The sequence below is a fragment of the Corynebacterium ihumii genome (assembly GCF_028609825.1).
GTDB classification, from domain to species: Bacteria; Actinomycetota; Actinomycetes; order Mycobacteriales; family Mycobacteriaceae; genus Corynebacterium; species Corynebacterium afermentans.
Map to the genome: position 1 here is coordinate 1362171 of NZ_CP063190.1, position 19472 is coordinate 1381642.

Sequence of the window (19472 nt, forward strand, 5' to 3'; positions counted from 1 at the left end):
CACTAGTCTAGGAGACCGCCTTGAACACTGTTCAGTGTTTCGGACTACTCCTCACACTCGGCAATGCGCGCGTCCAGTTCTTCGCGCGCGATGCGCAGCGCCATCCCCTGGTTGAAGCCACGCCGGGCCAACGCACCAACGACGCGGCGCAGGTGTTTGTCGTACTCGGCGCGGTCTGCCGGAGCTGCCTTGACCTTCCGCGTGGACTTTTCCGCCACAGCGCGGGCGGTGTGTTCTTCGTCTTCTTCAGAGATCTGCTGCAGTGCCGCGGCGCGGTCCGCCCCTGAAACGCCCTTGTCACGCAGCTCCATATCCAGCGCTCGGGTGGACTTGCCCCGGCGGGAGGCTCTTTGGCGCACCCACTCGTGAGCGAACTGCGCGTCGTTGAGGAGGCCGGAGCCTGCAAGGTCGTCGAGCACTTCGTCAACAAGCTGCGGCTCAAATTCCGCCCTGATCAGCCGGTCGCGGAGTTCCGTGCGGGAGCGCGCACGCTGATCCAGCAAACCGAGAGCGCGCTTACGAACCGGCGCTAGCGCCTCCTCGTGTTCCCGGTCGAAAAGACCGGTGCCCGGTTCGAAGGCATCGAGCGCCGCCTGGAGCCGGGCAATCTGGTCCGCGTCCGCCAACTACTTCTCCGCAGTTGCCGGCGCGGCAGCATCTTCCTCGTCGTCGAAGTCGATGTTCGGCACCACATCCACCGGCTCGTCCGTCAGCTCATCGGAAGCGTTGGCGTACTTACCCACGCCGAGCGCGCGGAAGATCTTGTCCTCGATCTCGTCGGCCAGATCCGGGTTCTCTTTGAGGAACATGCGGGCCTTTTCCTTGCCCTGGCCCAGCTGGTCGCCTTCGTAGGTGAACCAGGAGCCGGACTTCTTCACAATCCCGTTCTCCACGCCCATGTCGATAATGGAGCTCTCTCGCGAGATGCCCTCGCCGTACATGATGTCGAACTCGGCGATCTTGAACGGCGGGGAGACTTTGTTCTTCACAACCTTCATCTTGGTGCGGTTGCCGATGGAGTCCTGGCCGTCCTTCAGCGTCTGAATGCGGCGGACATCGCAGCGCACGGACGCGTAGAACTTCAGCGCCTTACCGCCAGTGGTGGTCTCCGGCGAGCCGAACATCACGCCGATCTTCTCGCGCAGCTGGTTAATGAAGATGGCGGTGGTGCCGGAGTTGTACAGCGCACCGGTCATCTTGCGCAACGCCTGGGACATGAGGCGAGCCTGCAGGCCGACGTGGCTATCGCCCATCTCGCCCTCAATCTCGGCCTTCGGTGTCAGTGCGGCCACCGAGTCAATCACGATCATGTCAATCGCGCCCGAGCGCACCAGCATGTCCGCGATTTCCAGCGCCTGCTCACCAGTGTCAGGCTGGGACACCAGCAGGTTGTCCGTGTCCACGCCAAGCTTGCGCGCGTAGTCCGGGTCGAGCGCGTGCTCCGCGTCGATAAACGCGGCGATGCCGCCGCCGCGCTGTGCCTCCGCGATCGCGTGCAGCGCCACGGTGGTCTTACCAGAAGACTCCGGCCCGTAGATCTCCACGATTCGTCCGCGCGGCCAACCACCGATGCCGAGCGCGACATCGATGGCGGTGTTGCCGGAAGAGATGGACTGGATCGGCGGGCGGTTCTCATCGCCCAAGCGCATGACAGCGCCCTTGCCGTAGTCCTTCTCAATCATTGCCAGCGCTGCATCGAGCGCATTCTTGCGGTCGTTGCCGGCCGAAGCCGCGGACTTCTTCTTCGTTGCCATGTGGTGTTTCTACCTCCAAGTATTCGGCGGCGCTGGGCGCGTCGCGTGCACAGTTTCTTAGTTAGACGTATCGCTATACCGCTTCGGTTCCATTCAACGCGAAGAAATCTTTCCCAAGCGGAAAACACGGCACACTGTAGAACGCGACGGCGACACGCCAGAGAATACACGCAAACGTGTTCGAAATTCAAAGACACGCCGGGGTGGCGGAGCCGTCGATAAGCAACTGCCCTTCTACGTCCCCGGACGATCGACCCCGAGGCGGCGCTTCTCCGGGACATCGAACGCGTCGCAAAGTCCCCGCCACGCGTCGCGCGGATCCACGCCGGCGTCGATGAGCTGCGCAGACGTCTGCTCAAACCCGGGCAACACCTGGGTCTGGATGATCCACTGCGCACGCTCCGAGCCGAACTCGTCCTGCACAAGCTGGTGAAACTCCGTCAAACGCATGCGCCCGACAGTACACGCCACCCACCCCGGTACACTCCCGCGCATGAAGAAAAACTCTACGGCACAGGATATCGCGCTCATTGCGGTCTTCGCCGCCATCGTCATTGTACTGGGCTTCGTGTCCATTCCCGTCGGCGCTGCCGGCGTGCCTATTGTGCTGCAGAACGCCGCCGTGATCCTCGCCGGGCTGGTGCTCGGGTGGCGCCGCGGCCTCTCCTCCGCCGCAATCTTCCTGCTGGTCGGCCTGGCGCTGCCGGTGCTCGCAGGCGGCCGTACGGTCATATCCGCACTCGGTGGTCCGACCGTGGGCTACCTGGTCGGCTACCTTGTCTCCGCAGCCGTCGCCGGCGCGATCGCCTACACTGCGCCGGCACGCTCGAACAAGGCGGCGAACATCGGCATCCTCGTTGTCGCCGGCTACGTAGGCCTGTTTTTCCAGTACCTCTGCGGCGTGTTCGGCCTGATGTGGCGCGCGCAGATGTCCTTCGGCGCAGCGTGGGCGGCGCAGGTGCCGTTCTTGCTGCCTGATGCCGGCAAGGTCGCCCTCATGATCGCTATCGCGTTCGCGGTGCACCAGGCGTTCCCGGATCTGCGCGGGGCCCGCAAGTAAACGCCATGCCGCTTATCGAGTTCCGCGGCGCCGCTGTCGCTTACGACGGCGAGCAGGTCCTCGCACCGCTGACCGTGAGTCTGTCGGAGCAGCGCATCGGCATCATCGGCTCCAATGGTTCCGGCAAATCCACCACCGTGCGCCTGATCAACGGCCTGATCGAACCGACTTCGGGGCAGGTGCTTTACGACGGGCTCACGCCCGACAAACACGGCAGAGACATCCGCAAGCGCGTTGGTTTTGTCTTCTCCGACGCCGAATCCCAGATTGTCATGCCGCGCGTTTCCGACGACGTTGCTTTTTCCCTGCGCCGCTTCAAGCTGCCGCGCGAGGAGGTAAAGCGCCGCGTGGCAGACGCGCTCGAACGCTTCGATCTTGCCGATCGCGCCGAGAACTCCCCGCACACTCTCTCCGGCGGCGAGAAGCAGATGCTCGCGCTCGCGTCCGTGCTGGTGATCGAGCCGGACACGATCATCGCCGACGAGCCCACCACCCTGTTAGACCTGCGCAACCGCCGCCGCATCATGCGCGAGTTGATGTCGCTGGACCAGCAGCTGATCGTGGTCACGCACGACCTAGAGATGCTGCGCGGCTTCGACCGCGTGCTCGTCATCGACGATGGCGCGTTGGCCTTCGACGGCGCGCCCGATGATGCGATTGCGTTCTATACCGACCTGATGGATGCGAAGCCGTGATCCGCGAACTCCCCTTAGGCGTCTACATCCCCGGCGACACGTGGCTGCACCGCCTAGGCGCGGCGCTGAAGTTCGTGCTGCTCGTCGTTTTCATAATCGCTGTCACTGTCCTACCCACCCAGCCGTGGCACTCTTTCGCCGCACTCGTGTTTGTGCTCGTGCTCTACGTGTGGGCGCGCATCCCCGCGCGCGTGGCGTGGCGCCAGCTCGTGCCGCTGCTGCCCGTGCTGCTGTTTCTGGGCGTGTTCATGGTGTGGCAAAACGGCGTGCGATCCGCACTTACGCTGCTTATCGGATTGCTCGCCACCATCGCCGCGGCGAACCTGCTCACCCTGACCACACCGGTGGAAGAGCTTTTGGCGGCACTGGACCGAGCGTTGGCCCCGTTCGGACGTACGGGTGAATTGATCTCCCTCACCATCGCGCTGACAATCCGGTTAATCCCGCTCACCCTCGCCACCGCGAACGAGGTCCTCGCGGCGCGCAAAGCCCGCGGCGTCGGCTTCTCCTTCAGCGCTTTTGGCATCCCGCTGGTCATCCGCTCCGTGCGCCGCGCCAAGATGATGGGCGAAGCACTCATGGCCCGCGGAGCCGTGGACTAGCTACACTGCCCCCTCCCCTTATCCCAAATCCAGCTACTAAGACCCAGCTATTCGGCCCTGAGGGGCGAATAGCTGGATCCTGATAGCTGGAAACGCCTGGAAGAAGCCGTGGAAGGTTGCGCTCGCACTCTGCTATAGAACGGCGCTCCGCCCGGCCCCTCCTACGAGGAACCGGGCGGTCTGCGTTTAGCGGGCGTGTGCGGTGTTACTCCGTTTACTCCCCGCGCAGCTCGCGCATGCGCTGCGCGACAGCGTCATCGGAGACATCGCCGCCGACCGGGTTCGAAGCACCAGAAGAACCAGCACCACCCTGAGCGGCACCACCCTGAGCAGCCTTACCCTGCTCGATGGCCTGCTTCTTGCCGGAGGTCAGCTCCCCTGCCATCTCGGCGCGCAGCTGCTCCAGGCGGCCGTGGCCTGCCATCTGGATGCCGGCCTGCTCAACCTCAGCCATGCGGCCCTCGATGGAGTTCTGCGCGAGCTCGGCGGCGCCCAGGGCGTTGGCGTAGCGGCGCTCGATCTTGTCACGCACCTGGTCCAAGTTCGGGCCGGAGGAGGTGATGGAGTTCATGGACTGCATGGTCTCCGAGACCTTCTCCTGCATCTTCGCCTGCTCCAGCTGGGACAGCAGCTTGGAGCGCTCCGCCACCTGCTGCTGCAGGTGCGCCGCGTTGCGCTCGACGGCCTGCTTCGCCTGGGCCGCCTGCTGCAGCGCCTGGTCGTGCAGCTGCTTGGTGTCCTCAACGCCGGACTCGGCGGTCACCAGCTGGGCTGCGAATGCCTCGGCAGCATTCTCGTACTCCTGCGCCTTCTGGGCGTTTCCCTCGCCGCGTGCCTTGTCGGCGAGCTGGAGCGCCTGGCGAGCGTTCGCCTGCAGCTTCTCAACGTCCTCCAGGCGACGGTTGAGCTGCATCTCCAGCTGGCGCTGGTTGCCAATCACGGCAGCCGCCTGCTGGGACAGTGCCTGGTGCTGACGCTGAGCGTCGTTAATGGCCTGCTCGATCTGGATCTTCGGGTCTGCGTTTTCTTCGATCTTGTTGTCGAAGAGCGCCATCAGGTAGTTCCAGAACTTGGTAAAGGGATTCGCCATGGCTCAAGCACCGTGACCTTTCTGTCAGTAGATTGCGTTAATCGCCAACCACTGTAGTCGCGGATTGCCAGCTACGCTTCCGCAGCAGCCGGCGTGGTGCGCTCCAGCTCTTCGGCGAAAGAGTGCAGCGACATGTTCGCCACAGCTTCCAGCAGAACCTCGGAGACCGTGGTGCCCAACGCCTCGCACAACGAGGCCAGCAGCTCCGAGGAAACTTCCTTGCGGCCGCGCTCCAACTCAGAGATGTAGCCGGAAGACACACGCGCTTCCTTCGCCAGCGCACGCAGCGTCACGCCCTTGTCGGCGCGGAATGCGCGCAGCGACATGCCGAGCGCCTCACGGAACAGCGGCTCGCGTGACGAAGCAGGGGCAACCTCGGCCGGGGCAAGCGGCAGGTTTACCGGGGTATCGTAGAGCAAAGTAGTAGTGGTCATCAATTACTCCAACGACTCGCCGTTTAGTTTTGTTCCCGCACGCACTTCAGCGCTCCAACCAGCGCGGCTTCCACCGCCAGGCGGCGGACCTCGTTGCGCTGCCCGGACAGCACACGCACGGGCACCGCAGCTCCTGGCATGAGCGCATACTGGCCGACAGACGGTTCGAGTAGCTCAGCCGCCTGTGACGAGGCAGTCCACTTCGGCCCCGCCAAACCAATCCACACGGTGCGGGGCGGCACACCGTCCTGGGCGTCGGGGCCCGCAACACCGGTCAGCGCCACCGCCCAGTCGGACCCGCACACGCGCCGCGCCCCGCGCGCCATCTCGCGCGCAACAGCGGCAGAGACCACACCCTCGCGCTCGATCAGCTCCTCCGGCACATCCGCAAGCGCCGTCTTCAGCTCCGGCGAGTACGTCACCAGGCCCCCGACCAACACATCCGAGGCACCCGGCACATCAGCCAACGTCGCAGAGACCAGACCGGCAGTCAGCGACTCGCAAAAGGCGATGGTTTGGTGGCGGGCGCGGAGCTCGTCGATAAGCAATTGCGCAGTAGTCACTTGTTCACCTTTCCTGCGTCGACCAGATACTGCACGCCCGTGACCACGGTGACCGCGACCGCCAACAACATCACCACGAACGTCGGAGTGTCCATCCACGCGGGCAGCGGGCACAAGTACAACCCAACGGCGAGGGTTTGAAGCGCCGTCTTGAGCTTGCCGCCCTTCGACGCGGGCACCACCTTGCCGCGGCGCAGCATCACCATGCGCCACACGGTAATGCCCAGCTCACGGGCCACAATGACCACCGTCACCCACACCGGCAGCGTGCTGGCGATATTCAGGGTGACCAGCGCGGTGATCATCAGCGCCTTGTCCGCGATCGGGTCGGCAATTTTGCCGAAGTCCGTGACCAGCCCGCGGGCGCGCGCGATGTCGCCGTCGAGCTTGTCCGTGATCATGAGCGCAACGAACAACCCGAACGCCCACCACCAGCGCTCAGACAGCACCAGCCAGGCAAAAACGGGAATGAACAGGATCCTCAGCGAGGTCAAAATGTTCGGGAGGTTCCAATTCGACTGCTTGTCGGGTTGCATCACAACGTCCACCATACCCATGCGGCGCCACGCTCCTAGACTGCCCTTCATGAAGTATTTCGCAGCCACGTACATCTACGGCGAGCAAAAGCTTGTCGACGACACACGCCCCGCCCACCGCGAATTCATCTCCTCCCAGCTGTCGCTGGGCCGAATCGTCGGCTCCGGGCCGCTCGCGGGCGCCGAGCAGGCCCTGATCATCCTGCAGCTGCCGGACACCGCCACCGAGGAGGACGCGGCGACCATCCTGGACGGCGACCCCTACAACGTCGCCGGGGCCTTGGCCGCCCGCGAGATCCGGGAGTGGAACCCGGTAATGAATATCTTCAGCTAGGGGTTAGCCCTTGCGGCCGCCGCGGGCGACGTCGAGGTGCCCCGTGTCGCGCGAGCCGGTGGCGGTGTGGTCGCCCTTGCCGGAGGTGGCAGGGTCGTCGATCCACTCCACGTGGTGGCCTTCGCGGTCCACCTTGCGACGGTTGCCGTGATCGTCGTAATCGATGTGGTACTTGCCCTCCTCCGGATCCCGGCGACCGGCTTTCACCTCCGCGCGGTCCTTCATCAGCGACGCAATTGCGGTGACCGCAAGCGTGCCCACGATGACGAGCAGCGAGGCAACGGTGCCGACCTCCGGCACGTTCAAGCCCTCGCCGCCGTTGATGAACGGCAGGTTGTTCTCGTGCAGCGCGTGTAGCAGCAGCTTCACGCCGATGAAACCGAGGATGATGGCCAGGCCGTACGGCAGGTAGACCAGCTTGTCCAGCAGGCCGTTGAGCAGGAAGTACAGCTGACGCAGGCCAAGCAGCGCGAACGCGTTGGCGGTGAACACCAGGAAGGATTCCTGCGTGATACCGAAAATCGCGGGAATGGAGTCGAAGGCGAACATCACGTCGATGAAACCGATGGACAGCAGCGCCACGAACAGCGGGGTGACGGCCTTCTTGCCGGCTTCCGTGGCGGACACCAGACGGTCCGAGTGGTACGACTTGGTCACCGGAATGACCTTGCGCAGCGTCTTGACCACGAACATGTCGTTCGGGTCCGGGTCTTCCTGGTCGGTGACTTCGTCGTAGACCAGCTTGATGGCGGTGTAGATGAGGAAAGCGGCGAAGATGTAGAACACCCACGCCCAGGCCGAGATGATCACAGCGCCAAGCAGAATGAATACGAGGCGGAACACCAGTGCCATGACAATGCCGATGAGCAGCACCTTCTGTTGGTACGCCCGAGGGATCTTGAACGAGCCCATGATTAGCGCGAACACGAAGAGGTTGTCGACACTCAGCGACAGCTCCGTGATGTAGCCGGTGAAGAACTGCAGCGCGTGCTCGGAGTCCCACAGCCACCAGACGAGCCCTCCGAATACGCAGGCCATGGACATGTAGAACAGCGCCCAGCCGCCCGACTCCTTCATCGTCGGCTCGTGCGGGGTGCGCACGTGCGAGACGAAGTCGAAGACGAAAAATCCCAGGATCACCGCCGAGGTGATCAACCAAATGTACAAGGGCACATGCATAAGTAAGCCTCCGGTCAGCGTCACAAAATAGACCGGAGGTCTCCCCCACCGCCGTGGGCGGTCCGGACCGGGGCCATCACTTTACGACGGCACCGTGCTGACGATCCTGGACACTTCCGGGGTACTCCCCTCCAAGCGCGTTACACACTACACCACCCGGCCTACACAACGCGGCGCGGTGTGCCGACCCGCCGGTCTGCGCCGCTCCCGCGCCTCTCCGTGCCGCCCGCGCCTTTCGCGCAAATGCTTACCCCAGGATGCTTACCGCCCGAGGATGCTTACTTCTAAACGCTTACTTGTCGAGATGTCCAGTGCTTCGGCAGGTGCACCACTCGATGGGTAAGCATCCTCGGGTAAGCATCTAGACCCGGTAAGCATCCTCGGGTAAGCATCTAGGGCGGTTATATGTCCGCAGCCTAGAACGCACCCCCGGTCGGGTTGTACGTTGCAGTGACAGTCCGGGTGTCGGCGTCGCCACCAGCAGCAGCACCGGAGCCGTCGCCAGCTTGCGAAGCGTCAGAATCGTCGTCACCGGCGCCGTCTTCAAGCTCGACGCCCTTCGGTGCTTCGGCGGGGTCTGCACCCTTGATCATCCAGATGATGGTCTCCAACTCCTCGGGCTTAACCAGCACGTCTCGGGCCTTGGAGCCTTCGGACGGTCCGACCACGCCGCGAGATTCCATCAGATCCATCAGGCGGCCGGCCTTGGCGAAGCCTATGCGCAGCTTGCGCTGCAGCATTGAGGTGGAACCGAGCTGGGAGGTGACCACGAGCTCGACGGCCTCGAGCAGGTCGTCCATGTCCTTGCCGATGTCGTCATCGATGACCTTGGCTTCGGCCTGCTTATCTTCGGTGACGCCCTCGACGTAGTCGGGTTCGTCCTGCTGCGCCTTCGCAGCCTCGACGACCGCCTGGATCTCCTCGTCGGAGACGAACGCGCCCTGGAGGCGCTGCGGCTTGCCGGCGCCTTGCGGGATGAACAGGCCGTCGCCCATGCCGATGAGCTTCTCGGCGCCGCCCTGGTCCAGAATGACGCGGGAGTCCGTCAGCGACGACGTCGCGAAGGCAAGCCGCGACGGCACGTTTGTCTTGATCAGGCCGGTGACCACGTCCACGGACGGCCGCTGGGTCGCCAGCACCAGGTGGATGCCAGCCGCACGCGCCTTTTGGGTGATGCGCACGATGGATTCCTCGATCTCCTTCGGCGCCGTCATCATAAGGTCGGCCAGCTCGTCCACGACACATACGATGAACGGGTACGGGCGCATTTCACGCTCGGATCCAGGAGGGGCGGTCAGTTCGCCGGATCGGACCTTGCGGTTGAAGTCCTTGATGTGGCGCACGCGCGCGGACTTCATGTCCATGTAGCGCTGCTCCATCTCCTCCACCAGCCACTGCAGGGCCGCGGAAGCCTTCTTCGGCTGGGTGATGATCGGCGTGATCAGGTGAGGGATGCCCTCGTAGGGGGTCAGCTCCACCATCTTCGGGTCCACCAGGATCAGGCGGACTTCCTCCGGTGTGGCTCGCGTCAGAAGCGAGATCAGCATGGAGTTCACAAACGCAGACTTACCGGAACCGGTGGAACCGGCCACCAGAAGGTGTGGCATCTTCTGGATCGAGGAGGCGATGAAGTCGCCCTCGATATCCTTGCCCAGTCCGATGAGCATCGGGTCGTCCTGCGAAGAGACCTTCGGCGAGTCCAGCACGTTGCGCAGCCGCACCATTTCGCGGTCTGCATTGGGCACTTCGATACCCACGGCGGATTTGCCGGGGATCGGGGTGAGCAGGCGCACGTTGTCGGTGGCCACGGCGTAGGCGAGGTTGGATTGCAGGTTGGTGATCTTGGAGACCTTCACACCGGGCCCCAGCTCTACCTCGTAACGGGTCACTGTCGGTCCGCGGGAGAAGCCGGTGACCTGGGCGTTGACCTTGAATTCCTCGAAGACATCAGTGATCGCCTCGATCATGCGGTCGTTGGCCTCGGTGCGCGACTTCGGCGCGTTGCCTGCGAGCAGCAGTTCGGTCGACGGCAGGTTGTAGTCTCCCTGCGAGATCTTGCGTACCTGTTTCGGCGCGGCCTTTTCTGCTTCGGATTTCGGGGTGGTTGCGGGGATCTTGGAGGCGTCGATGCCGCTGCGCGCCGCGATCGCCTTGGCCATCTGCTCGCGCGAGCTGGCTACGGCGTCGGGGGCAGTTGCTTCTCGACGGTCACTCTCCGGAACTTCCCGCTGCAGCACCTTTGTCTCGTTGACTGTTCCGTTGTCGCGCTGTGCTGGCTTCGCCGCAGCCGGTTGTGGTGCGGCCGACTTGGCCGATGCGGGTTTGGGGGCTGGTGCCGGAGCTTCCGCCGGGCGCGGGACCACGGCGGTCTCCGCAGTGTCGGCGGGCTCGGCCGCGGGCTGGTCAAAGCTGTCGTGGTCTTCGACCTCGTCGGCGAAGTCGAAGAGATCCAGCTCGTCATCGCCGTCGGCCGGGTAGCTCTCCATCGGGGTCGGGCGGCGCAGTGACGGGCGCCGAGCCGGGCGGTCCGGGCGGTCCGGGCGTGCAGCGTCGGCTGTGCGGCCACGCCCACGTCGAGAAGCTGCACGCGTCGCTGCCCCACCAGAGCCGCGATCACGGGTGGCGCGGCGCTCGCGGCCTTCCGCGATGTCGTCCAAGTCGTCGGCGACGTGGCTGTACGGATCCAAGTCGTCGTCGGGCGTGTCCGTGTTGGACAGCATCCGAGTGACCAGGTCCTTGATGTAGTCGTACGCCTCGCGCACGGTGATTCCGGTGGTCTTCAGCGCACCGTAGACAATCACCAGGCCAAGCAGCGGGATTGCGACGAAAGAGGAGAATCCGGCTGCGAGCACCCCGCCGGTGAAGGCGCCAAATGCGCCGCCGGCGAGCTTGCGCTCCTCCCACGCCGCAGGATTGCCGGAGAAGACGTGGATCAGGCCGAGCATGCCAATAGCGATGATGGAAAGGCCCAGCGTGACACGTGTGCGCACTGCGTCGGAGGTCCGCACGTTGAGCATCAGTGCGATAGCGATGCCGACGAGGATCACCGGCAGGATCAGCGCACCCGCGCCGATGAGCCAGTGCGTGCCGGTGGAGATGACTTCTCCCACTGGGCCGGCCACGTCGAACCAGACCGAACCGCCGATGACTGCGGCGAGCCCAATGAGAAGCAAACCCCACGCGTCGGCGTGGGTCTCAAACGTGCTGTGGCCGCCGAAGCGGCTTTCCCGCCACGGTTCGCGGTCTCGGCGATCGCCGTTCGCGGAGCTTTCGGTGCGCTCCTCTGGCATGTCCAGATCGTCCTCCCATTCCTCGTCCCAATCATCACGGCTGCGCCTGGGTCTGCGGGTGGCGGTGTCCTCGAAGTCGGACTCGTGCTTGTCGCGGCGGAAGAACGAGCCGACGCCACGGGCAGCTGCACCCAGCGAATGGCCGACGACTTTATACGCGGATCCCACGCGTTCGTCGGCGGTTTCTGCGGCCACGTTCGACGATGTCGGCGGGTGCGTCATGGACACCGGACCGCCATAGCGTGTGCCGCCTTCTGGGCGGCGCGTTGAAGACCGCGACGAGCGCGGCGCGGTGTTTTTGACAGACATGGGTGTAACTCTAACGCCTTAAGTCACATTTACACCTCACGCCACACCCGCGACGCGCAGTCAAGGGTCACATCTTGATATCGAAACCCTCGAACGCCTCTACGGCACCAGTCAGTTCCACCTTGGCGGCGTCGCGCCCGGACGCCCACAGCAAGAGCTCGCCGGGATCGCCCGACACGCGCAGCACGTTGTCTCCGCGCTCGGCAACCCCGGCCTTGTCGCCGATGGTCGCAGGCGGCATCGTCGGCGGAGTCAAGATCACAGGCACCGGCGCATTACGAAGCGTCAGCTTGCCAAAGCGCTTTGCCAGCGCAAACAGCTCCTCGTTGATGACTTGGGAGAACTCGCGAGGCTCAACCACTCCCCCACCCCGGCGCACGTCTTCGTGGTGAATGAAGTGCTCGGAGGTGTTCATTGCGGAGTTCAGCGGCTTGAGCCACACGGGCGGGCCAGCAGCCCACTCGCGCACGACATCTTCGTACGGGCGAGCTTTCTGCTTATCCGTCTCCTTCTCGGTGATGCCGGACAGCGCATCCACGAAGATTCCCGGGGCTGCCGCCGGCTTGAACTCCCGGATGAGCAGGTGCACTGCGAGGTCCCGGGTGGTCCAGCCTTCATTCAGCGTCGGCGCACCGGGGCCGACCTGAAGCAGCAATTTGGCGAGGCGTTCACGTTCCTTCTGCGCAAAAGACATGCACTCAAGCCTAGCTGGAAAGGTTCACTCCGGTGCCGCTGGAGAGCTGCAGTTCCAGGTTGTTGTAGCTCCTGATTAGCGGTGCGAACTGTTCGACCTTCGGGTCGAAGGTGATTGCCTCTCCGCCACGGCCCCATCCGAGCTTTGTCGCCTGCTTGCCGTCCTTGTAGCACTCATTTCGTCCGCCCTTGGCATTCATGTGGCACATGACAGAGTCGCCCTCGAAGGCGCCCATCACGCGCACTCCCTGCACCTTGATGTTGCGGAAGTTCGGGTCACCGAAACGGATCACGTCGTAGAGTTTCCACGCGGATGCGTAGCCAGGCTCGTACGGCACCTCGGTGCCGGGCGGCAGGGGCCGGCCGCCGGTCCAGTCAACGTCGTTCTGTGCGTGAGCGGTTGGTGCGAGTGTCACCGTGGCGGCAAGCAGTGCCGCGGCGGTTTTCGTTGCGATCTTCATGGGCCACATTGTGCACACCTGTCACAAAGGTTACTAGGGCGTGTTGCACGGTTGTTATGAAACCGTACGGTTTCCGGCTACATCTGGGAGGACCCTGACAGCAGGTTCGACAGCCCCAGCCTTACCTGGACCCCAAGCAAAAAGCGGATCACCGGGGCGAAGAAGTTGACCAGCGGATCCACAGTCACGACCTTGCCGTACGGTGCATAGACCAGCTCAGTCGCCTCCCCGCCGTCGACGTAGCAGCCCCACATACCGGCCTTCGCGTTTTCCAGGCACAGGATCGAATCCTGGTTGTACTGCCCAATCACGCGAACGCCGAGCACGTCCTGGTTGCGGAAGTTGGGGTCACCCCACTTCACCACATCGTAGCTGCGCCACTGGGTGGCGTAACCGGGATCGAACGGTACCTGTGTCCCCGGCGGCACCGGGTGTCCCCCGGTCCAGCTGGTCTCATCGGCGGCGGCTACTGGTGCAAGGAGGGATGCGGACAGAACGACGGCTGCGGTGGTGCGGTTGAGGTATCTCATACTTGTTGTATCGGAATACCCTGAAGACGCGTTAGCCCCCTCGGCTACCACGGGGTGGGCCGAAGGGGCGTCGTAAAGCAAATGCTTAGCGGGACTCGCGGGTGGACGCGATCTCGTCCTCGCTGGCGATGTGGTTGTCCGACGACATCGGCACCACAGTCGGCAGAATCACAGGCTGCCGCTTGTAGTTCTGCTCGATTGCGCGAGAGACCTTGCGGCGGATCTGCTGCACCATACGGAACGGATCGTTTTCGCCCTCGGCGGCCAGATCGCCCATGACGGCTTCAACGCCCTCGACGACTTTCTTGTTGAAGTCGCGGTCGTCGTCGCTGTAGCCCGTGGTGGACACCTGCGGCGCCTCCAGCAGGCGGCCGGTGCTGTCGTCGATCACGCAAGTGATGGACACAACGCCGCCGGACGCCAGCGAGGTGCGGTCCGCCAACACGTCCGGGTCCACGTCGCCCATGGTGGTGCCGTCAACGTAGAGCTGGCCCACCTGGTACTGGCCGGCAACCTTAATGTTGCCTTTGTGCATGTCCACTACCACGCCGTTCTGGGCGAGCGCCGTGTTGTTCGGCTTGACGCCAGTGGAGATCGCCAGCTCCTTGTTGGCGCGCATGTGCCGCCACTCGCCGTGCACCGGCATCGCGTTGCGCGGACGCGCCGCGTTGTAGAGCGCGAGCAGCTCGCCGGCATAGCCGTGGCCGGACGCGTGGACGTGCGCCTCGGCGTTGGTGATCACGTTCGCGCCGATCTGCGCGAGGTTGTTGATCACCGCGAACACTGCTTCCTCGTTGCCCGGAATGAGCGAGGACGACAGGATGATCGTGTCGCCGTCGTGGATGGTGATCTGGCGGTGCTCACGGCGGGACATGCGCGACAGCGCAGCCATCGGCTCACCCTGGGTGCCGGTAGTGATCAGCACCGTCTTGTGCGGCGCCATCTTCGCGGCTTCCTCGATCGGGATGATCGTGCCCTTCGGAGCCTTGAGCAGGTTCATCTTTTCCGCGATCTCCATGTTGCGCAGCATGGAACGGCCGTTGAAGGCGACCTTGCGGTTGTTGGACACAGCGGCATTGATAGCCATCTGCACGCGCGCCACGTTGGAGGCGAACGACGCGATGACCACACGCTGGCGGGCATTGGACACCAAGCGTGTCAGCGTCTCCTCAATACCGGCCTCCGAGGCGGAGATGCCCGGAACGGTGGCGTTGGTGGAATCGCACATGAACAGGTCGATGCCCTCGTCACCGAGGCGGGCAAGCGCCGGGATGTCCGTCGGCTTGCCGTCGTATGGCGTCTGGTCCACCTTCACGTCGCCGGTCATCACAACGTGGCCCGCACCAGTTTTGATGGACACGCCCAAGCACTCCGGGATCGAGTGGTTGACGTGCCAGAAGCGCAGACGGAACGGGCCGACGGTGACCTCGGAATCCGTGTTCACGTCGTTGAGCTTCGGACGCTGGCGGTGCTCCTGCGTCTTCGCCTTGATCAGCGCGTTAGTGAACTTGGACGAGTAGATCGGAATATCACTGCGCAGCTTGAGCAGCCACGGGATAGCACCAATGTGGTCCTCGTGACCGTGCGTGACCACGAGTGCGTCGATCTTGTCCAGCTTGTTTTCAATCGGGCCGAAGTCCGGCAGCACCAAGTCCACGCCCGGCTCGTCCGAATTGGGGAACAGCACGCCGCAGTCCACGATGAGCAGGCGGCCGTTGTACTCGAAGACCGTCATATTGCGGCCGATTTCGGAAATGCCGCCGAGCGCGTAGATGCGAAGCGTGTCCTTCGCTGGCTTCGACGGTGCGGGCAGGCGCTTGGTCAGATCGGCGCCCTGCATCGACTTCATCGGGTTGCGGCGGCCGCCGCCCTGGCCCCCGCCGTTGCCGCCACGGCCACGACGACGACGGTTGCGGTTGCTGCCACCGCCGTTGCCGTTGCCCTTATTGTTGTCGCGGTCTTCGCCACCACGGCCACCGCGGGCGTTGCCGCCACGGTTGTTGTTGCCGCCGTTGCCGTTATTGCCGTTGCCGCCATCGCGGCCGCCACGGCCGTTGCCGCCGTTATTGCCGTTGTTTCCACCGTCGCGTTCAGCTGGCGCGTCGTTGCCGCTGCCGTTTACAGGAGCGTCGCTCGGTGCTTGGAATACCGGCTGCTGTTCGGTTGCCTCCGGCGGCCCAGCCTTACGCGTCACCTTGCGTGCGCGGTTGCGGGGTTCATTCATGTTTATAGGACTCCAGCCTGTGTCATTTCTTCGCGGAGCCGCTCGACCTGCTCATCCGTCGCCGCAGCGACCGGCAGGCGCGGGTCTCCTACTTCGATGCCCTGCAGTCGCAGAGCTGCCTTTGCAAATGTCACGCCGCCCAGCGCGCCCTGTTGGCGCGCGAGCACGTTGAGTGTGTTGGCGTTGATTTCCCGTGCGCGGGCGAGATCGCCATTCTCGTATGTAGTCACTAGTTCACGCAGTGCCTTCGGTGCGGCATGCCCCACCACAGAGATCATTCCGGTCGCGCCGACGGCGAGCCACGGCAGGTTAAGGGGATCATCGCCCGAGTACCAGGCCAGCCCGGTCTCCTGGATCAGCGTGGACGCTTCAAGGAAGTCGCCCTTTGCGTCCTTCACCGCTTGGATCGTGTCCACTTCCGCAAGCTTGCGGATGGTGCCGGAATCGATCGGAATGCCGGAGCGGCCGGGGATGTCGTACAGGCAGACAGGAAGATCGGTCGCTTCCGCAACTGCACGGAAGTGCGCCTCCACCCCTGCCTGGGATGGCTTGGAGTAGTACGGCGTGACAACCAGCAGGCCGTCAGCGCCGGCCTCAGCGGCCGATTTCGCCATTGCCGCCGCATGGCGGGTGTCGTTGGACCCCGCACCTGCGATGATGTGGGCTTTGTTCCCTACCTCTTCGCGCACTGCCTTGAGCAGCGCGACCTTCTCTTCGTCGGTGGTTGTCGGGGATTCGCCCGTTGTGCCTGCGAGCACTAGTGCGTCGATTCCTTGTTCTACCAAGTGGGCAGCGAGATCGCGGCCTGCCACAACGTCTAGTTCGCCGTCGGAATCAAACGGCGTGACCATTGCTACGCAGACGGAGCCGAAGATGTCGGCTCCCAGATCAGCTTTGAGAGATGTGCCCATGGCCCAGTAGGATACCTGCCTCGCGGGAGCAATTGTTTATCGACGTTCCCCTTCGGCCAAATCGCCGAAAAGCAGCGGCGCCTCGCGCTGCATGACCTCGAGCACCGCAAGGGCGAGCTGCCGGATCTCTTCGTGCTGGAACCTGCCATTGTGCGCGGCGATGAATTCGCGCCATGCCCGGTAGGTGCCGGTGGCGACCAACTCAGTCGCGGCGGCGGCAGGCACAAGCGCGTCGGCTGCCTCGCGCGAGCGCTTGCGCCTTAAGAGCGCGTTTGGCTCGCCAGCCATCGCCTCCTCCAACGCGTGCAACAGCTCGCCGCGGACAAACTCCGCTTCCTCCACGGCAGCCTCAAACAGCCGTGTCAGCTCCTCGTCGGCGGCAATCGCGGCCGGTATCACCGCGCCGTTTGCCGCGCGCTCGCTGACCGCCAGGCCGTGCCCCCGGACCGCGGCGGCCGCGTCGCGCGAGATACCCCGGATATGCAAGGTGGCGCTGGCGTGTTCCAGCATGTGCGCGCGAGAATCGGCGAGGTCGTCGGCGTGGCGGCGAAGGAGGGCGGCCGGAGGTTCGTCGCTAAGCAAGGCGTAGGCAACCACACCCTCCCCTTGGGTGACGCCCTCTGCCACTGGGACCCGCAGTGCGGTGGCTGCGATGAGTTCAACCTGCATTTACAGCCCGAGGTAGGCGTCGAGGCCGATGGTCAGGCCCGGACGGTTCGCCACCTCGCGCACGCCGGTGAGCACGCCGGGGACGAAAGACTCGCGGCCGTAGGAGTCCTGGCGAATTGTCAGGGACTGCTCGGTGGTGCCGAAGATGACCTCTTCGTGCGCGACCATGCCCTTCATGCGCACCGCATGCACCGGAACGCCATCGACGCTCGCGCCTCGCGAGCCGTCGAGCGCCTGCTCGGTGGCATCCGGCATCTCAGTCAGGCCAGCTTCTTTACGCGCATCCGCGATCCCCTGAGCGGTCTTGACCGCCGTGCCGCTAGGCGCGTCGAGTTTGTACGGGTGATGGAGCTCCACTACCTCCGCCGACTCGAAGAACGGCGCTGCCTGGCGGGCAAACGCCATAGTCAGCACCGCGGAGATGGCGAAGTTCGGGGCGATGAGCACTCCGACGCCCTCGTTTGCCGCGCACCAGTCGCGCACCTTCTGGTAGCGCTCATCGTCGAAGCCGGTGGTGCCCACCACGCAGTGGATGCCGTTATTGATGCAGAACTCCAGGTTGTCCATCACCGCGTTCGGGGTGGTGAAGTCGACGATGACGTCCACGCCTTCATCCACCAGCACCTGCAGCGAATCGCCAGCACTCACCTTGGCGGCGAGCTGCAGGTCACCAGCCTTTTCCACACCGGCAACAACGGCGGAGCCGACCTTGCCGGTCGCTCCGAGCACTCCAACTTTGATCATGGGTGTCCTTTCTGTTTGTCTCCGGTGGCCATGGTAGCCCCGCTAGGGTGGGGCTATGACACTCCACAGCCGCAAGTTCAGCCCCACCCGCAACCGAGCTCTTTGTGCAGCGCTCGCAGTGACCGCTCTGACCGTTGCGGGCTGCGGAGCCGAGACGGGAGACACGGAGCCGTCTGTAGAGCCCGCGACCAGATCAGTGACGACCTCCGCCGCGAGCTCCACTGCACCGGCGTCCACTTCCGCGGCCGCAGACAACACGACAGAGGCGGACACCAAGGACGTCTCCGCAGCGGCGGCCCCGGCAGGCGCACAGTCCGCCACCCCGTTCACCCTGGAAGACACCCACCTGCAGAACCCTGGCCACCCCGAGCTTCAGATCGAAGACGTCCGGGCCGGCTCCCACGAAGGCGTCGACCGCGTCGTGGTGGAGCTATCCGGCACCGGCACACCGAACGTGTTGGCCGGCTACACCGCCGAACCGCGCCAGCAGGCCTCCGGACTTCCACTTGTGCCCGCCGGCAACGCGTACTTCGAGCTGATTATCCAGGGCGTGCCGTGGTCGATGGGCCTAAGCGATGCCGATTTGGCCAAGGCCGACCCCGCCGGAGTGGCGGCTGGCGGCATCCAGGAGATCGCCGACGGCGGAATCTTCGAAGCGGACGCCCAGTACATCGTGGGCCTTAACGCCCAGCATCCGTACAACCTGTACCTGTTGGAGAACCCGACCCGCGTGGTCGTGGACTTTCAGAAGTAGGAGGCAACAGTGAGTCTGATTTCCTGGCTCGGACTCGGTTTCGTGGCGTTTCTTGCCATCGGCGGCATCGTGGCCCTGGGCAACACGTCCAAGGAAATCCACGAAAGCGACATGGACGAGGACTCCAAGCGCCGGTGGGGTTTCCTCATGGGGTTTTCTCCCCTGGCCGGGCTGTACGCCTACAAGAGGCGGAATGAACTGTTCGGCCACGGCGAGCGGCCAGCGGATGAGCACAGCGACAATCCGGAGCGCAACCGCGGCTCCCGCTAGTTTCTAATTGCGGTCAGTGTGAACGACGGTGCGCGGAACTGCTGACTATGCAGACTCACAAGCTTTAGGGTTGCGTTGTTGAGCGCTACATTGTCCATGACCATGTCCGGCACAGCCACATTTGGCACCGGGCGCGCGTCCGGGATGCCGAGCTGCTGGAGGACAGCGCCGAGATCGCCATTTAAATCCACCGTGACGAGCACCGTCGGCACCCCGGCTACCACGGGCGTTGCGGTGATGCCCGCTACCTCGATACGCACAGGGCCTCGGGAGAGTCGTGTTGCAACTGGACCTGTTGTCAGGTTCCCAAGCCCCGGAAGCCCCGGCAGGTCCAAAGAGAGGTTTCGCGCAACAAGCTGTTCTCCAGTGA

General features: G+C 64.1%; 23 protein-coding genes. 6 read left to right on the forward strand and 17 right to left on the reverse strand.

Going from position 1 to position 19472, the window contains the following annotated elements; genetic code table 11:
• Positions 1-44: 44 nt before the first annotated feature.
• The 3 genes from recX to CIHUM_RS06735 form a co-directional block, all read right to left on the reverse strand.
• Positions 45-626 carry a recombination regulator RecX gene (gene recX, locus CIHUM_RS06725; RefSeq protein WP_034998737.1) on the reverse strand — a complete coding sequence of 194 codons (582 nt, stop codon included), beginning with the start codon at positions 624-626 and terminating at the stop codon, positions 45-47.
• Positions 627-1754 carry a recombinase RecA gene (gene recA, locus CIHUM_RS06730; protein ID WP_034998736.1) on the reverse strand — a complete coding sequence of 376 codons (1128 nt, stop codon included), beginning with the start codon at positions 1752-1754 and terminating at the stop codon, positions 627-629. It lies immediately after the preceding gene.
• A 234-nt stretch (positions 1755-1988) separates the two neighbouring features.
• Positions 1989-2204: a DUF3046 domain-containing protein gene (locus tag CIHUM_RS06735; RefSeq protein ID WP_034999282.1), complete on the reverse strand. Its 216-nt coding sequence runs from the start codon at positions 2202-2204 to the stop codon at positions 1989-1991.
• Positions 2205-2247: 43 nt separating this feature from the next.
• On the opposite strand from CIHUM_RS06735, the gene CIHUM_RS06740 reads away from it, so the two are divergent.
• The 3 genes from CIHUM_RS06740 to CIHUM_RS06750 are packed head-to-tail and all read left to right on the forward strand — an operon-like array spanning position 2248 to position 4111.
• The gene (locus CIHUM_RS06740) at positions 2248-2814 is read left to right on the forward strand and encodes a biotin transporter BioY (protein ID WP_034998734.1); all 567 of its coding nucleotides are present in this window, start codon (positions 2248-2250) and stop codon (positions 2812-2814) included.
• Between the two features lie 5 nt (positions 2815-2819).
• Positions 2820-3509 (forward strand): energy-coupling factor ABC transporter ATP-binding protein, encoded by a 690-nt coding sequence (locus tag CIHUM_RS06745; protein ID WP_034998733.1) that lies wholly within the window; start codon positions 2820-2822, stop codon positions 3507-3509.
• The gene (locus tag CIHUM_RS06750; RefSeq protein WP_187370382.1) at positions 3506-4111 is read left to right on the forward strand and encodes an energy-coupling factor transporter transmembrane component T family protein; all 606 of its coding nucleotides are present in this window, start codon (positions 3506-3508) and stop codon (positions 4109-4111) included. The genes CIHUM_RS06745 and CIHUM_RS06750 overlap by 4 nt, the downstream gene beginning before the upstream one ends.
• Positions 4112-4325: 214 nt before the next feature.
• On the opposite strand, the gene CIHUM_RS06755 is transcribed toward CIHUM_RS06750, so the two are convergent.
• The 4 genes from CIHUM_RS06755 to pgsA all read right to left on the reverse strand — a co-directional run bounded on the left by CIHUM_RS06755 (position 4326) and on the right by pgsA (position 6734).
• Positions 4326-5201, reverse strand: a complete 876-nt coding sequence (locus tag CIHUM_RS06755) for a PspA/IM30 family protein (RefSeq protein WP_034998731.1) — start codon at positions 5199-5201, stop codon at positions 4326-4328.
• 71 nt (positions 5202-5272) lie between these two features.
• Positions 5273-5635, reverse strand: a complete 363-nt coding sequence (locus CIHUM_RS06760; protein ID WP_034998729.1) for a helix-turn-helix domain-containing protein — start codon at positions 5633-5635, stop codon at positions 5273-5275.
• 23 nt (positions 5636-5658) lie between these two features.
• A complete protein-coding gene (locus tag CIHUM_RS06765; RefSeq protein ID WP_273680167.1) occupies positions 5659-6198 on the reverse strand; it encodes a CinA family protein in 540 nt (179 codons plus the stop codon).
• A complete protein-coding gene (gene pgsA, locus CIHUM_RS06770; protein WP_081634444.1) occupies positions 6195-6734 on the reverse strand; it encodes a CDP-diacylglycerol--glycerol-3-phosphate 3-phosphatidyltransferase in 540 nt (179 codons plus the stop codon). Before pgsA ends, CIHUM_RS06765 begins: the two co-directional genes overlap by 4 nt.
• 49 nt (positions 6735-6783) lie before the next feature.
• Here pgsA and CIHUM_RS06775 point away from each other — a divergent pair, with 49 nt between their 5' ends.
• The gene (locus CIHUM_RS06775; protein WP_034998722.1) at positions 6784-7068 is read left to right on the forward strand and encodes a YciI family protein; all 285 of its coding nucleotides are present in this window, start codon (positions 6784-6786) and stop codon (positions 7066-7068) included.
• Between the two features lie 3 nt (positions 7069-7071).
• Here CIHUM_RS06775 and CIHUM_RS06780 read toward each other — a convergent pair whose 3' ends face one another.
• The 9 genes from CIHUM_RS06780 to dapB form a co-directional block, all read right to left on the reverse strand.
• Positions 7072-8247 carry a TerC family protein gene (locus CIHUM_RS06780; protein WP_034998721.1) on the reverse strand — a complete coding sequence of 392 codons (1176 nt, stop codon included), beginning with the start codon at positions 8245-8247 and terminating at the stop codon, positions 7072-7074.
• A gap of 416 nt (positions 8248-8663) precedes the next feature.
• The gene (locus CIHUM_RS06785; RefSeq protein WP_034998719.1) at positions 8664-11846 is read right to left on the reverse strand and encodes a DNA translocase FtsK; all 3183 of its coding nucleotides are present in this window, start codon (positions 11844-11846) and stop codon (positions 8664-8666) included.
• Positions 11847-11913: 67 nt separating this feature from the next.
• Positions 11914-12540: a TIGR03085 family metal-binding protein gene (locus tag CIHUM_RS06790; RefSeq protein ID WP_034998717.1), complete on the reverse strand. Its 627-nt coding sequence runs from the start codon at positions 12538-12540 to the stop codon at positions 11914-11916.
• A gap of 10 nt (positions 12541-12550) precedes the next feature.
• On the reverse strand, positions 12551-13000 hold the full coding sequence (locus tag CIHUM_RS06795; RefSeq protein WP_034998715.1) for a hypothetical protein: 450 nt from the start codon (positions 12998-13000) through the stop codon (positions 12551-12553).
• 77 nt (positions 13001-13077) lie between these two features.
• Positions 13078-13530 (reverse strand): hypothetical protein, encoded by a 453-nt coding sequence (locus CIHUM_RS06800; RefSeq protein ID WP_034998713.1) that lies wholly within the window; start codon positions 13528-13530, stop codon positions 13078-13080.
• Positions 13531-13615: 85 nt separating this feature from the next.
• The gene (locus CIHUM_RS06805; RefSeq protein WP_034998712.1) at positions 13616-15754 is read right to left on the reverse strand and encodes a ribonuclease J; all 2139 of its coding nucleotides are present in this window, start codon (positions 15752-15754) and stop codon (positions 13616-13618) included.
• 2 nt (positions 15755-15756) lie between these two features.
• On the reverse strand, positions 15757-16665 hold the full coding sequence (gene dapA, locus CIHUM_RS06810; protein ID WP_034998710.1) for a 4-hydroxy-tetrahydrodipicolinate synthase: 909 nt from the start codon (positions 16663-16665) through the stop codon (positions 15757-15759).
• 36 nt (positions 16666-16701) lie between these two features.
• Positions 16702-17334 (reverse strand): FAD-dependent thymidylate synthase, encoded by a 633-nt coding sequence (locus CIHUM_RS06815; protein ID WP_051106368.1) that lies wholly within the window; start codon positions 17332-17334, stop codon positions 16702-16704.
• Positions 17335-18078: a 4-hydroxy-tetrahydrodipicolinate reductase gene (dapB, locus tag CIHUM_RS06820; protein WP_034998709.1), complete on the reverse strand. Its 744-nt coding sequence runs from the start codon at positions 18076-18078 to the stop codon at positions 17335-17337.
• Between the two features lie 55 nt (positions 18079-18133).
• Here dapB and CIHUM_RS06825 point away from each other — a divergent pair, with 55 nt between their 5' ends.
• Entirely contained in the window at positions 18134-18832 is a 699-nt protein-coding gene (locus tag CIHUM_RS06825) for an AMIN-like domain-containing (lipo)protein (protein WP_148363843.1), read from the forward strand.
• Positions 18833-18841: 9 nt separating this feature from the next.
• Positions 18842-19102: a hypothetical protein gene (locus CIHUM_RS06830; RefSeq protein WP_034998707.1), complete on the forward strand. Its 261-nt coding sequence runs from the start codon at positions 18842-18844 to the stop codon at positions 19100-19102.
• On the opposite strand, the gene CIHUM_RS06835 is transcribed toward CIHUM_RS06830, so the two are convergent.
• Entirely contained in the window at positions 19099-19362 is a 264-nt protein-coding gene (locus CIHUM_RS06835; RefSeq protein ID WP_051106366.1) for a hypothetical protein, read from the reverse strand. The two genes, CIHUM_RS06830 and CIHUM_RS06835, sit on opposite strands and share 4 nt — an antisense overlap.
• Positions 19363-19472: the final 110 nt, after the last annotated feature.